Here is a 13218-nt window from a genome sequence, read left to right on the forward strand (position 1 = left end):
GATAAGAGAGTGACCCGCGTCACGCGGATGGGTTCAGCACAAAATCGAATTCGAGCGTGCTGAACGGCGTAGTCATGGACGTACCGTCCGGCGCCGTGCCTGCCTCATGGCGCTGCCACTGTGCGACGAGCGATGAGCGAACGCCGAATACCGCGTCCGAATCGAGATACTGGTCGCCTTCGCGGAACACGTGGGTCACGAGGCGCTCATAGCCTGGCGCCGTGATCATGAAATGCAGATGCGCCGGACGCCACGGATGCCGGCCGAGCGCCGCGAGCATACGCCCGACTGGTCCGTCGTGTGGAATCGGATAAGGCTCGGCGACGATCGAACGGAAGTGATAGCGCCCGTCGGCGAGACTATGGAGCACGCCTCTGGCGCGATGCGTGTCGTCGCCGGCGTGTTGCACGTCATAGAAACCGTCCGCGTCGGCTTGCCAGACTTCGATGCGTGCATTGGCCACCGCTTCGCCGTCCGCGCCCTTGACGGTTCCCGACACGAAGCAGGGCTCGCCGCGTGCGCCGTTGGACACGTCGTCGCCATTTCGATAGGCGGGCGCGCCTTCGACGAAAAACGGCCCGAAGACTGTCGCTTCCGTGCAGCCAGGCGGCTTGCGGTTCGCCATCGCCGTGACGAGCATCGACAAGCCGAGCGTGTCCGAGAGCAGAATGAATTCCTGGCGCTTGTCGTCGGTGATATGGCCGACGTCGGTGAGGAAACGAATGCCTTGTTCCCATTCGCTCTCGGTAAGATTCACCTCGCGTGCGAACGCATGCAGATACTGTACGAGGCTCGTGACGATGGTTTTCAGCCGCTCATCGCCTGAGTGCGCGTGACGCGCCAGAACCGCTTCGGTGATCGTGTTTTCATCGAGATTGCGCATGACCGTGGCGTCTCCTTCCTGTCGGTCATGCGATTATCGGCTTGTTTGGAAGCGGGCGCAGGCAAGCGGGTTGCGCTGCGCGCGCCGTTCGAATCGACAGCTTGAAATCAGTGTTTATTCCACCAGTCGGTGGCTTTCTGTTTATCCCAGGCGGGCAGCACTTCACGATCGATCGACGCATTGGTCAATGCCGGGAAGTCTTTTTTGAACGCGGTCACGTCGTTGTCGAACTGATCGCTCACGCTGATATCCCACGTCCCGCCGCTGAAACCGGCAACCGCCTGATCGACCAGCGGAATAACCGGTCCCGCGCGCAATTCACCCTCTTTACGTTCGACGATCGTAGCGTCGATATGGCCGAGATACACGATCGAATTCGGTTTGATGTCGACCACTTCGTGAAGCGGCGTAAAGAACATGCCGTGGAACGGGAATATGCCGCTTTGACCGGTAATGCCGCGCATCACATATTTGCCCGGCGCCAGCGGAAGACGAATGAAATAGTGATTACCGGTGTCGCTCGTCGTGGTGGCTTGGTCGTCGAACTTGAAATTCAAACGGTCTTCGCGCGAGTCGGCCGCGCCGCGCTCCATATTCACGACGATAGGACTCGGCTGATAACTTGTGTGATAGGCGTTCTTGAGCGTCACCGTCATTAACGCGTACGAGTTTTTCGTGGTGTCGACCGAACTCGTCGATGTGGTCGGCGACATGGGGGAAACTGTCGCGCAGCCTGACGTCAATAGCGTGCCGGCAATGGCAAAGAGTGCGATGAACTTTTTCATTACAGATTGAAGGGAGTGTGGTTTGTGCTGGCTCAAAATTAGAGTTGTTTATGCAGCGTGAATGATGTGGCACACGGCGCATGCCGTGTAAACGGCAGAGGAATCCAGAACTTGAGGGATGTTTTTTGTTCGTGGATTTGAAAAATTTTGCAATCAATCTAATTGCTGGTCCCGAGGGACGCGCTCGACCGCGTTAACTTCGTCTCGCCGACATGCCGTCCGCGGTCGGTTTCAGGGCATGAAGTAGGTCGCACATCATCTACGTTCGACCCACTGGCGCACGCTCAATCAGCCTCGATTTTTCGGACACGTCCGATAGCGACGTTTTCTTGGCCTCACTGATGATGAAGCGGCGTTAAGCGAAATTCCGACCCGCTTGGGTTTTCGGCCGCAATGCAGTTCGGTATGTTCTGGCATCGCTAATAATAAAAAGGACTTTACGTGGCGGATATTTTCATCAAGATAAACGGCATTGCCGGCGAGTCACAAGATGCGGTGTATGCCGGGCAAATCGAAGTAAGCAGTTGGCGCTGGAAAATGGCGCAACAGTCCTCAATGATGTCTGGCTCGGGCGGAGGCGCCGGCAAGGCAACTATTAACGATCTCCAGTTTGTCCACCAGATCGACCGGGCAAGTCCCAATCTCATGCGCTATTGCTTGACAGGCAGACACATTCCAGAGGTCGTCCTTACGGTACGAAAGTCTGGAGGCGTGGCGCTTGACTTCCTTGTAATCAAGATGGGCGACGTTGTTATTACGTCTGTCGAGCCGATCGTATTCGATAACAACTATCACGAACACGTGAGCCTGTCTTTCTCGCGAGTGAAGCAGGAGTACAAGCTGCAAAGCAGTCTTGGTGTAAGCGCTGGCACCGTGACCGCGAGTTTCGATATTAAGGAAAACCTGGAAAGATGAAACGTTCGCGTAACTATTTCGCACTCGCGATAGGGCTTTGCCTGGCAACCGGCGCTGCCGTATATGTGTACTCAACCATTGAGTTTCGTCTTTCGTCCGTCGTGACAACCGGTGAGGTAATTCGCCTGAATGCTGGTGGGCACCATCCGCAAATAGCATTCATTGCAAAGGATGGGCGGCGTTACGAGCGGCCAACTGGTACAACGCAGTCCTTCGAGGTTGGGGAGAGTGTCCTTGTCCGATATAGCGCCGATGATCCGGACGGGTCGGCCATGGTTGACAGTATTGTCGATCTGTGGCGATGGCCGCTATTCGTTGTAGTGCTCTCAGCAGTTTTTGTCGTTACAGGTTTGCGCGGAGAGCCTTTCGACAATTGGAGAGCCCATTGAAGATTCTGAGAAAGAGTAAATGGAAGTTCAATACAAGTGCTGGCGCGGGGGTTGGCTACGGTTCCTTTAATGCAGAAAGTGGGATGTTCGTACTTGATGACACTTCCGGCCATTCTTGCCAATATCTTTACACCGGGTTTGGGCCGACTTTCTCGCGTGAAATCACCTCGTTACTTCGCCTACCGAAGCTTGCACTACCGAAAATCATCATCAAGAAGGATGATCTGGGCGGTACAGGATCAACCGCCGGTTTTGATAGTGTCGGTGCACTGTTCCTGACCGAGACATTCACGGGAAACGACCTGGGCGACCCCAAGATCCTCGAAGGTGGGACGGTCTATCTTGAAGGTGCAGCTGGCTATCTGTTCGGCGGCACCGGCTCACTGATGATGCTGGGCATCAATCGTGATCTTCTACTTATGGGAATCGTCAAACCGGACTTTGTCGGGGTAGCGATTCGAAGCGCACCGGCGCTGCTGGTAATGGCCGGCGATAACGGAGGGCTGCAAAGCAGCGCCGGCTTCGGTTTTTTTATCGGCGGCATCAAATTTAAAGGGCTGTACTCCAACGATGCTCCATAGGAGGATCTTTTCTCGAAGTTTCACTTCGACGGGCCCTTTTCTTCCCACGAAGCGACACCCGGTTTTCAGGCAGGCCACGCCCGTCGAATCTGAACCTTCATGAACAAATCGAGTACGCGGCGCGCGGCAAACGCAAAGGCATGGTGTGGAGAGGGGGCGTTTTGTCGGCCATGAAGCATGGCCGTTTTTTGTCCTATATCGCGTACCAGCATTCGGCTTGCCGCGTGCATCAATCGATAGTGGATGGCCGCGCGTCGCTACGGTCAGTCGTTAGCTCTTCGCCCAGGCCGCCGCCATCTCCACCGCGAAGTCCCGATAAGACCGCGGCTGCCGTCCAAGCAGCGTCGCGAGATGATCGATTTGCGCTTGCGATGCGACCGCGCCGTCCTGCTGATAGCGGCTCATCATCAAACGCATGTCGTACACGAGCCAGCCCGGCGCGGCTGCCTTCAGACGCTGTTCAAGCACGTCGAGATCGTCGCCGCCGTAGCGCACGGTGCGTCCCAGCGCTTCGGCCCAGATCGACGCCACGCTTTCCGATGTGATCGCATCAGGCCCGACCAGTTCATACGTCTCGCGCGGCAGACGGCTTGCGGCCCGCTCGCGGCGCAGCAACTCGCTCGCGGCAGCCTCGCCGATATCGCGCACGTCGACCATCGAAATACCTTTGGCGCCGATCGGCATACCGTACACACCATGCGTCAGCAACGGCTCTTTCTGGCGCACGTCGTTCTGGATGAAATACGCGGGACGCAACACGGTGGCCGGCAGATCGCAGTGCTCGATCATGCGCTCCACCGTGTGTTTGCTGGTGAAGTGCGGCACGTCGACATACTCGGCGCCCTTGAACACCGACAGATACACCACGCCCTTCACGCCGGCTTCGCGCGCCACGCTCAGCGCCTGTAGCGCCTGCGTCAGTTCATCCGGGGCATTGGGCGCGAGCAGGAACAGCGTGCTGACGCCGTTCATCGCACGGCGCAAGCCGTCCAGGTCGGACAGGTCGCCTTGGACCGCGGTGACGCCGTCCGGGAATTGCGCTTTTTCCGGGGTGCGAGTCAGCGCGCGAATTTGCGTGCCGCCGCTCGCCAGAAGATGTTCGAGAACCTGCTTGCCGACGACGCCTGTACTACCGGTTACGAGGATTGCCATGACTTTCTCCTTGGGGTTGGCTGGGCTGGAAGTCAGCCCGTAGACACACAATAGATGTTCCGTTTTCATAGCGAAAGTGCAAAAATCTGGACACCTCGTCTCATATTTGGAACGATCATGGATTTGACGTCATTGGCGGATTTCAATGCGGTTGCGCAGCACGGCGGCTTCGGCCCGGCCGGCCGGGCGCTCGACCGCCCGAAGGCCACGCTGTCGCGACGCGTCGCGGAACTGGAAGAAGCGCTTGGCGTGCGGCTGATCGAGCGAGGCTCGCGCACGTTGCGGCTGACCGAAGAAGGTCTCGTGCTGCACGAGCGCACGCGGGGTTTGATGGCGGAGATTCAGGAGGCGGGTGAGGCGGTGGCGTCGCGCGCGCCGGTGCCGCGCGGACGATTGCGGATCAGCGCGCCGGTTGTGTTCGCGCACGTGGTGCTGGTGCGGATCGCGACGCGTTTTGCGTTGGCCTATCCGCAGGTCGAACTGGAAGTGGTTGCGGAAGATCACGTTGTCGATCCGGTGGAGGACGGCTACGACATGGTTATTCGCATCAATCCCGCGCGTGACCAGCAGCTCGTGGGCCGGCGCATTCTCGGCGACGAACTGCTCCTGGTCGCTGCACCCACGATGTCGATACCTCCGTGGGCCGCTGGCGACGCTGCCGCGTTGGCGGTGCCCGCGGTCGTGTTGGCCGCGGCATCGGCGAATGCGACGTGGAGTGTGCGCACGGAAAGCGGTCTGAGATCGCTCGCGCCGACTCCGGTGCTGCGGCTCTCATCGCTGCTGATGGTGCGCGACGCGGTGCTCGATGGGGTGGGCGCAGCGATGTTGCCCAAATTGCTGGTCGAGCAGGACGTGACGGCGGGACGGCTCGTTTGTTGGGGCGTGGCGGATGGGCCGGCGGTCGAGATCTGGGCGCTGTACCACTCGCGGCGCTTGCTGAGCGCGAAGGTTCGGGCGTTCATGGATCTGCTGCAGGACTTGCCGGGACGCGAGCGCAAATAGACTGACGCAAGTGCCGATTGCGGCTTGCTTTTGCAATCGGCGCCACCCCACAACTTCACTTAGGTCGCCGCACCGCCCGCACCTTGCCGCTGCTCCCGCCGCCGCAAAAGAACCGATCGCCGCCGTCGGATTCGAGTCCCGACACGCTGACTCCAGAGGGCATCTCCAGCCGCTCCTGAACTTCGCCGGTGCGCGGATCGATACGCCGCAATTCGCTTTCGTCGCCCTCCCACGTGCCATGCCACAGTTCACCGTCGACCCACGTGACGCCGGTCACGAAGCGATTGGACTCGATGGTGCGCAGAATCGTCCCCGTCTGCGGATCGACTTGATGGATCTTGCGCTCCCGATACTGTCCGACCCACAGCGTGCCTTCGGCCCACGCGAGTCCCGAGTCCGTACCGCCGCCCGGCGCGGGAATCGTGGCGAGCACGCGGCCGGTCTTGGGATCGATCTTCTGGATACGGTCCTCGGCGATCTGGAACAGATGCTCGCCGTCGAAGGCCGTACCCGCGTGCGCAGCGACATCGATCGAGCGGACCTGCTTGCCGCTCTCCGGATCGAGCGCGTTCAACGCGTCGCCCGTTGCGAACCAGACGTGCTGGCCGTCGTACGTCACGCCATGCACGCGTTCTACGCCTTCGAAAGGTCCGTACTCGGTGATGATTTCGGCGGCTGATCGTTTCATGACTTGTCCCTCGTGGTTTTCGTGTTGCCATCCTAATCAATCGGCAACGGGGCGGGGAGTAACAAGGTCGTCGTGAATCCAGGCATGGGCGGCGTCATCCAGCGACGCGCGCGACCTCGGCCCAGCGACTGCACCTTGTCTTGCGCCGCGAGCGTATCGAGGCTCCGCTGCACGGTGCGCTGGCTCGCGCCGAGCGCAAGCGCGAGGGCCGAACTGGACCACGACTCTCCGTCCGCGAGCAAGGCCAGCACGGGCGCATGTTTGTCTTCGACAGGCCGCGCCAGCACGACCACCTCTTGCGCGTGTCGCGGCACCAGCGCGAACCCGCACCGCGTCGCGCTCACGCCGGCTACTGTGCGAAGCACCGAACGCAGCCGTCCAAGTTCGACCCGCAGGCGCGCGCGATGCGATTCGTCGGCGGCCTTGGCCCTGAAGGCTCGCGCAACCAGCACGTCGCGCGATACGTCCGCGGGCCACGCTTCGGCCAGTGCGCGGGCGAGCACGAACAACACCGGTCGGCTGGCGAGCGAGATCACCGTTCCCGCGTCGCGCACCACGTGACGGCACGCGTCCACGATCAATGCTTTCGATGCCAGCAGCGCTTCCACCTCGTCGAGCAGCAACGGACGTTCCTCGCCGCGCGCGAGCAGTCGCGCAGCGGGTGCGTTCAGAACGAGCGCGGCGTGGTCGACCTCCGCGGTCAGAGCAGGAATACCCGCGAGACCCGCTGCGCGCCGGGCTCGCTCCAGTGCGGCGCGTGCCGCTTTGGTCTGAAGGCGGCGCAGCGCAACACCGGCCACCACCAGTTCGTGTGCGGTTCTCAAAGCGGATGGGAACGGCGTGGGATCGAGTCCGGCGAGCGCGCGTTCGGCCTCGTCGAGACGCCCGATCAGCAGCAGGCGCCGCACCGCGAGATAGCGCGCATGGGCGCCGTTGAGCCGGTCGCCGTGCGCTTCGAGCGTGGCGCGTGCAGATTCCAGTGCCTTCGTGGGCCAGTTCAGATCACGCGAGGCGAGTGCGATCTCGGCCTCGGCGACGACACAGCGCGCGCGGGCCACCGGCTCTCGTGCACCGAAGGCACGCGCGGCGCTTCGCAAGAGCGCCTTCGCCCGGACCAGATCGCCGAGCTGCGCCATGGCGATGCCGCGCAGCGCGAGCGCGGGCGCGTCGTCGCGCAAGGCGACGCGATTCAGCGCGCCGAGCGGATCACCCGCGGCGAGCGCGCGCGCCGCCGCCGTGACTAGCGAGTCCATGGTCGAGGTGAATCACGCCACACTTGTCACTCCCGTCGTTCGAAGCCCGGGGCTAATCTAGCACGACCCACCCACAGCACTTCGCATAGCGAAGCAAGGAGGCAAGCATGACGACGAAACACAGCATCGGCACACGGGAAGAATGGCTGGCCGCGCGGCTCGAACTGCTCGAAGCGGAAAAGGCACTCACGCGGCAGAGCGATGAACTGGCCCGGCAGCGGCAAGCGCTGCCCTGGGTCCGGATCGACAAGCCGTACCGGTTCGAGACCGATGAAGGCAGCGCCTCGCTGGCCGATCTCTTCCGGGGACGCTCCCAGTTGCTCGTCTACCACTTCATGTTCGGCCCCGACTACGCTGCGGGCTGTCCGTCGTGTTCGGCGGTCGCGGACGGCTTCAATGGTTCCGTGGTGCATCTGGCGAATCACGACGTCGCCATGACGGCGGTATCGCGGGCGCCGCTCGCGAAGCTGCAGGCGTACAGGCGGCGCATGGGATGGACGTTTCCGTGGGCGTCGTCGGCGGGCAGCGATTTTAACTTCGACAGCAACGTCTCGTTCACCGAGCAGCAGCAGCGCGAGGGAAGCGTCGAATACAATTACCAGCGCGGCGGCCATGCGATGGATGCGACACCGGCGCCGGCACCCGTGGTCGAGTTCGCGACTGCCTGCGGAACCGACGCGTCGACGTATTCGCTCGACCGGCCCGGCATGAGCGCCTTCGTGCTCGAAGACGGCGCCGTGTACCACACGTATTCCACTTACGGACGCGGCGTGGACGCACTCTGGGGCATGTATCAGTGGCTCGACCGCGCGCCTAAAGGACGTAACGAAACGGGTGTGTGGTGGCGCCGGCATGACGAGTATGAGAAGCACTGAGGCAACCGCGAGCCGAAGGCATTGTGATAGCTCAGGCTCACTCGCTCCCCGTAAAGGGTTTGTCTCTACACAAAAGATGCGCGCGCTTGCCGATAAATGAATCGGGTGGTCGCACTCAAGCAACGGCGCGCCGATGCCATATCGGCACCTGTTGCCATGACGCGGCCCGGCTCGATCATTCGATACCGACGTGGGGCGCGTGCATGGTCCGATTCAGTTTCACACAGAAGCTCTGGCTGCCGCTGGCCGTCAGCCTCGTGGCACTTCTCGCCGTGTCGGTGTCGGCGGCGTGGCTGTCGCGGCAGACGCGCATCGAGGAGCGCAAAAAACGATCTCGTGAACGTCGCGCATGTCGGACTCAGCATCGTGACGGAATATGCGGCGCTGGCGAAGAGCGGCGTGCTTGGCGAAGCGGACGCCCGCCGGCAGGCGCTCGAACGGCTGCGCGGCATACGCTACGGCGAGGACGGCTATTTTCTCGTCATCGATTCAACGCCGCGCATGGTCATGCATGCAATGAAGCCTGCGTTGAACGGCAAGGATCTTGCCGGTACCGCGGATGCCGACGGCCGTCACCACTACGTGACGTTCGCCGCCGTCGCGCAGAAGCCGAACGGCGGCTTCGTCGATTATGTTTTCCCGCATCCGCAAGACCCGCCGTCGGCTGCCGTCGGCAAGATCGGCTACGTGGTGCGTTACGCGCCGTGGGACTGGATCATCGCCACGGGCGCTTACGTGGACGACATCGACGCCGCGTTCAAGGAGTCGCTGTATTTCGTCGGCGCGATCTTTGCGGTCGTGGCGCTGCTGCTGTCCGCGCTTGTCTCGCTGACCAATCGCAGCATCCGGCGCACGATCGGCGGCGATCCGGTCTACGTTGCGCAAGTGGCCGGCGAAATCACCCAGGGCAACCTCGCCATTCCCATCAACCTCCGTCACGGCGACGAGTCGAGCCTGCTGCACACCATGCACCTTATGCGCGATGCGCTCGCCCACACGATCGAACAGATCAAGGGCGCGGCCGACAAAGTGGCGACGGGCGCGCGCGAGATTGCCGGCGGCAACACGGATCTGTCGGCGCGCACGGAGAATCAGGCGGCATCGCTCGAGGAAACCGCGGCGAGCATGGAGCAAATGACAGCCATGGTCCGGCAAACGGCGGAGAGCGCGCAGACAGCGAGCCAGCTGACCGCCGGCGCGGAGCAGATCGTCAATCGCGGCGGGGAGATGGCGGCGCGAGCGGTATCGACGATGCAGGAGATATCGACGGAATCGCACAAGATGGTGGAGATCATCTCGGTCATCGAAGGCATCGCGTTTCAGACCAATATTCTCGCGCTGAACGCGGCGGTCGAAGCGGCCCGGGCCGGCGATGCGGGGCGTGGTTTCGCGGTCGTGGCCGGCGAGGTTCGCACGCTCGCGCAGCGCAGCGCGGCGGCAGCGAAGGAAATTCGCACGCTGATCAGCCGGGCGGTGGACAAGGTCGGGACCGGCGCCGAGTTCGTCGGGCAAACCGGCGCGACGATTCATTCCGCGCGCGAGGCCATTGCCAAAGTGTCGGGCGTCATGCGCGATATTGCGGCGGCGGCCGCCGAGCAAAGCGCCGGTATCGATCAGGTCGGCGACGCCGTCACGCAGATGGATAGCGTGACGCAGCAAAACGCGGCGCTGGTCGAGCAGGCCGCGGCCGTGGCACAGACGTTGACCGAGCAGGCGAGGCTGCTGCAGGTGTCGATCAGCCAGTTCAACTTGCAGCAGCAAGGTCCCGGTGAGGGAGCCACGCCGTTGCGAGTGCATAGGCCGGCAGCGAAAGAAGCGCGCGGAGTTGCAGCCATCGTTTGAACGTTATACGGTCCCAAGCGTACCTGAGTGCTCTGAATTCACTGCGCTGAAAATTGCAATCCGGCTCAGGTCTGTTATGTTCGCTGCTGGGCCGTTCAACGCCTCTTCACATTCCGCTCGTGATGCGGCGGTGAGCGTCCTCATTCCGGAACATATGTTCGACGTGCCCATGGAGGACTGCATCTGGTCGGTGCCGCGAAAACTCAACTCGACAAGCCGCGACGAACGTGGGATCCGGTGGCGCGGGTGGCCGCCTGGAGCCGTTACGTGGGCTGGCGCGCGGGCGCGGCAGGCGCGGCGCTGCTATTTTGCTTGCAGAGCGTGGCGGCCTCCAACGGCGGCGCGGGTTCCGTCGCGCTATACGGCGTGCTCGACACCAGCCTCGAAATAACCGATCCAGGGTCCGGGTGGACTCCGCGTCTGGACTCGGGTGCGTATCGCGGTTCGCGGGTCGGCTTGCGGGGCAGCGAGCCGCTCGGCAACGGCACCGATATCATCTTCACGCTGGAAAACGGTTTTAGCTCCGTCGACGGCACGCTTCAGACTCCCGGTGTTCTATTCAATCGTCAGGCGTGGATCGGCGCGCGCAACGCCTGGGGCGAGGTGCGTTTCGGCCGGCAATATTCGCCTATCTACATTCCGTTCAAAGGCGACCTCGATGCGTTCGGCGCCGGCACGATCGCGTCCGGACTGAACAACCTGTCGAAGATCACGCCCTACGCAAGCAACGCGATCGAGTACCAGTCGCCGGTCGTCGGCGGCTTCAGCGCGACGGTGATGACGGCCACGCGCGATCCGTCGGAGAAAGACGGCAACGGCATCGACGGCTACTATGTGACCGCCGCCTATCAACTCGACAACTTCAGGCTGCTATACGCGCGACAACAGACACACGGCGCAGGCTCGCTGCGGGCGAATCTCGGCGGCGCGACCTACGCGATCGACAAGGTGCGTGTGTGGCTCGCGTTCTTTAACGGCGATGGCGGCACGCCGCTCTATCACGGCGCGGGTGGCTCGCTGTCGGCGCAGTACAGCTTTTCTCCGATTGCTCGCGCGTCGCTCGGCTATGCGCATGTGCGCGACTATACCGGCGCCGGTGCGAGCGCCGACCAGTTCAGCGTGGCGTTCGAATACAACTTTTCACGGAGTTTGCTGTTCTATTTCAGCGGGGCCTATCTGGCGAATCACGACAGTGCCAGCTTCACCCTGCGCGGCGTCAACGTGACCGGGCTGCCGGTCGCGTATCCCGGCGCGCCGGTCAAGGGCGTGCAGCTTGGCGTGCTGGAGCGGTTCTAACTTGCGGGACTAGAGTGTGATCGGCGTTGCGCTGCCGATAAGCGGTCGGCGGATTCGCTGCTATTGCGCCGACGACGTGCCGACTGCCGCGCCGCTATCGGTCCGCGGCGTCACACGCCAGACTGCATTGCCGACGTCGTCCGCCACCAGCAGCGCCCCGCGCACATCCACCGCAACACCGACTGGCCGACCCACCGCGTGACCGTTCGCGGTCAGAAAGCCGCTCAGGAAATCTTCCGGAGCGCCTGAAGGTTGGCCTTTGACGAATGGGATGAACACCACCTTGTAGCCGCTATACGGCTTGCGATTCCACGAGCCATGCTGACCGACGAAAGCCCCGCCGTGATAATGCGCGGGAAACAGCGTCCGGCCGTAAAAAACCAGTCCGAGCGATGCCGTATGGTTGCCGAGCGCATAGTCCGGTGCGATGGCCGTGGCGACCAGGTCGGGGCGCTGAGGTTTGACGCGCGTGTCGATATGCTGGCCGTAATAGCTGTAGGGAAACCCGTAAAACGCGCCGTCTTTCACGGCAGTCATGTAATCGGGCACGAGGTTGTTGCCCAGATCGTCGCGCTCGTTGACTGCTGTCCACAGCGCGCCGCTGTCGGGCTGCCAGGATAGTCCGTTGGGATTGCGCAAGCCTGTCGCGAAGGGCCGCATCTGGCCCGACGCCACGTCGAATTCGAGAATCCGTGCGCGGTCGGCTTCGGCGTCAACGCCGTTTTCTCCCGCGTTGCTGTTCGATCCCACCGTCACGTAGAGATGCTTGCCCGAACGGTCGGCCAAAATGTTTTTGGTCCAGTGATGATTGATCGGCCCAGCCGGCAGATCAGCCACCTTCATGCCAGGCGTTGCGATCCGCGTCGCGCCAGTCATGTAGTCGAATCGCAGAATGGCGTCCGTATCGGCGACATAGAGTTGATTGCCGATCAGCGCCATGCCGAACGGCGAGTGCAGGCCACTGAGGAATACGGTCTGCTGATCGGCGACGCCGCTGCCGGTGGTATCGCGCAATAGCACTATGCGGTCTGGGCTCGGCGTGCCCGCTCCCGCGCGTTTCATCACCTGTTTTCTGACCCAGCCGAATATGCCGCTGCCTTCGTCGTGCTGCTCGGGTGCATTGCTTTCCGCTACGAGCACGTCGCCGTTCGGCAACGTGTAAAGCCAGCGCGGGTGAGTCAGGTCGCGGGCGAATTTCGTCACCACAAACCCGTTTGGCGCGGTCGGGAGGAAGTCGGCGGCCGCTGGCTGAACGGGCGCGATATTGACCGTGGTCATCAGCGACGATTCCGGCGCCGGCAATACCGGCGATGGGCCAAAGCCGGTATCGGTGGGACTCGACGGTCCTGCCGCGCACGCGGCGAGCGGCAGCAGCATGAATAAGGCAAAGCGATTCAACTGACGCATCCCGCGCTCCGGACATTGAAGATGTTCGATTTATCGTGGGTAAGTTCAGCAAGATGCTTGCCTGACATCTGAATGGCTGATCCTGTTAGTGCGTATACCCCTAAAACGTCACTACTTCATCTCTGAAGGAAACGCGCCGATAGTCAACCT

At 62.1% G+C, this 13218-nt stretch carries 11 protein-coding genes and 1 pseudogene; 6 read left to right on the top strand and 6 right to left on the bottom strand.

The features are described from left to right. Positions 1–19: 19 nt before the first annotated feature. Positions 20–883: an intradiol ring-cleavage dioxygenase gene (locus tag B0G81_RS04290; RefSeq protein ID WP_134133640.1), complete on the bottom strand. Its 864-nt coding sequence runs from the start codon at positions 881–883 to the stop codon at positions 20–22. A gap of 107 nt (positions 884–990) precedes the next feature. Beyond that, on the bottom strand, positions 991–1668 hold the full coding sequence (locus tag B0G81_RS04295; protein WP_106278594.1) for a hypothetical protein: 678 nt from the start codon (positions 1666–1668) through the stop codon (positions 991–993). Between the two features lie 441 nt (positions 1669–2109). Here B0G81_RS04295 and B0G81_RS04300 point away from each other — a divergent pair, with 441 nt between their 5' ends. Together B0G81_RS04300 and B0G81_RS04305 are read left to right on the top strand one after the other, a co-directional pair. Further along, positions 2110–2583, top strand: a complete 474-nt coding sequence (locus B0G81_RS04300) for a type VI secretion system tube protein Hcp (protein ID WP_134133641.1) — start codon at positions 2110–2112, stop codon at positions 2581–2583. A 385-nt stretch (positions 2584–2968) separates the two neighbouring features. After that, positions 2969–3553: a hypothetical protein gene (locus B0G81_RS04305; RefSeq protein WP_134133642.1), complete on the top strand. Its 585-nt coding sequence runs from the start codon at positions 2969–2971 to the stop codon at positions 3551–3553. Positions 3554–3823: 270 nt separating this feature from the next. Here B0G81_RS04305 and B0G81_RS04310 read toward each other — a convergent pair whose 3' ends face one another. Further along, positions 3824–4705: an NmrA/HSCARG family protein gene (locus B0G81_RS04310; protein ID WP_134133643.1), complete on the bottom strand. Its 882-nt coding sequence runs from the start codon at positions 4703–4705 to the stop codon at positions 3824–3826. A gap of 117 nt (positions 4706–4822) precedes the next feature. Between B0G81_RS04310 and B0G81_RS04315 the strand changes: the two genes are divergently transcribed. Beyond that, positions 4823–5707 carry a LysR substrate-binding domain-containing protein gene (locus B0G81_RS04315; RefSeq protein WP_134133644.1) on the top strand — a complete coding sequence of 295 codons (885 nt, stop codon included), beginning with the start codon at positions 4823–4825 and terminating at the stop codon, positions 5705–5707. 55 nt (positions 5708–5762) lie between these two features. Here B0G81_RS04315 and B0G81_RS04320 read toward each other — a convergent pair whose 3' ends face one another. After that, entirely contained in the window at positions 5763–6395 is a 633-nt protein-coding gene (locus B0G81_RS04320; protein ID WP_134133645.1) for a DUF5074 domain-containing protein, read from the bottom strand. A 32-nt stretch (positions 6396–6427) separates the two neighbouring features. Beyond that, positions 6428–7648: a helix-turn-helix domain-containing protein gene (locus B0G81_RS04325; RefSeq protein ID WP_134133646.1), complete on the bottom strand. Its 1221-nt coding sequence runs from the start codon at positions 7646–7648 to the stop codon at positions 6428–6430. Positions 7649–7755: 107 nt separating this feature from the next. Here B0G81_RS04325 and B0G81_RS04330 point away from each other — a divergent pair, with 107 nt between their 5' ends. From B0G81_RS04330 to B0G81_RS04340, 3 genes and pseudogenes are all read left to right on the top strand, one after another. Continuing rightward, positions 7756–8523 carry a DUF899 domain-containing protein gene (locus tag B0G81_RS04330; protein WP_134133647.1) on the top strand — a complete coding sequence of 256 codons (768 nt, stop codon included), beginning with the start codon at positions 7756–7758 and terminating at the stop codon, positions 8521–8523. Positions 8524–8726: 203 nt separating this feature from the next. Beyond that, positions 8727–10365 (top strand): annotated as a pseudogene (locus tag B0G81_RS04335) (methyl-accepting chemotaxis protein). Between the two features lie 237 nt (positions 10366–10602). Continuing rightward, the gene (locus B0G81_RS04340; RefSeq protein ID WP_134133648.1) at positions 10603–11661 is read left to right on the top strand and encodes a porin; all 1059 of its coding nucleotides are present in this window, start codon (positions 10603–10605) and stop codon (positions 11659–11661) included. Between the two features lie 60 nt (positions 11662–11721). On the opposite strand, the gene B0G81_RS04345 is transcribed toward B0G81_RS04340, so the two are convergent. After that, positions 11722–13068 carry a sorbosone dehydrogenase family protein gene (locus tag B0G81_RS04345; RefSeq protein ID WP_134133649.1) on the bottom strand — a complete coding sequence of 449 codons (1347 nt, stop codon included), beginning with the start codon at positions 13066–13068 and terminating at the stop codon, positions 11722–11724. Positions 13069–13218: the final 150 nt, after the last annotated feature.

The organism is Paraburkholderia sp. BL6665CI2N2 (assembly GCF_004366535.1).
In the GTDB taxonomy this organism is placed as follows: domain Bacteria; phylum Pseudomonadota; class Gammaproteobacteria; order Burkholderiales; family Burkholderiaceae; genus Paraburkholderia.

Excerpts from the sequence above, each read along its gene's own strand:
- B0G81_RS04315 (WP_134133644.1), top strand. The coding sequence starts at position 4,823 with ATGGATTTGACGTCATTGGCGGATTTCAATGCGGTTGCGCAGCACGGC.
- B0G81_RS04325 (WP_134133646.1), bottom strand. The coding sequence starts at position 7,648 with ATGGACTCGCTAGTCACGGCGGCGGCGCGCGCGCTCGCCGCGGGTGAT.
- B0G81_RS04290 (WP_134133640.1), bottom strand. The coding sequence starts at position 883 with ATGCGCAATCTCGATGAAAACACGATCACCGAAGCGGTTCTGGCGCGT.
- B0G81_RS04310 (WP_134133643.1), bottom strand. The coding sequence starts at position 4,705 with ATGGCAATCCTCGTAACCGGTAGTACAGGCGTCGTCGGCAAGCAGGTT.
- B0G81_RS04330 (WP_134133647.1), top strand. The coding sequence starts at position 7,756 with ATGACGACGAAACACAGCATCGGCACACGGGAAGAATGGCTGGCCGCG.
- B0G81_RS04345 (WP_134133649.1), bottom strand. The coding sequence starts at position 13,068 with ATGCGTCAGTTGAATCGCTTTGCCTTATTCATGCTGCTGCCGCTCGCC.
- B0G81_RS04295 (WP_106278594.1), bottom strand. The coding sequence starts at position 1,668 with ATGAAAAAGTTCATCGCACTCTTTGCCATTGCCGGCACGCTATTGACG.
- B0G81_RS04320 (WP_134133645.1), bottom strand. The coding sequence starts at position 6,395 with ATGAAACGATCAGCCGCCGAAATCATCACCGAGTACGGACCTTTCGAA.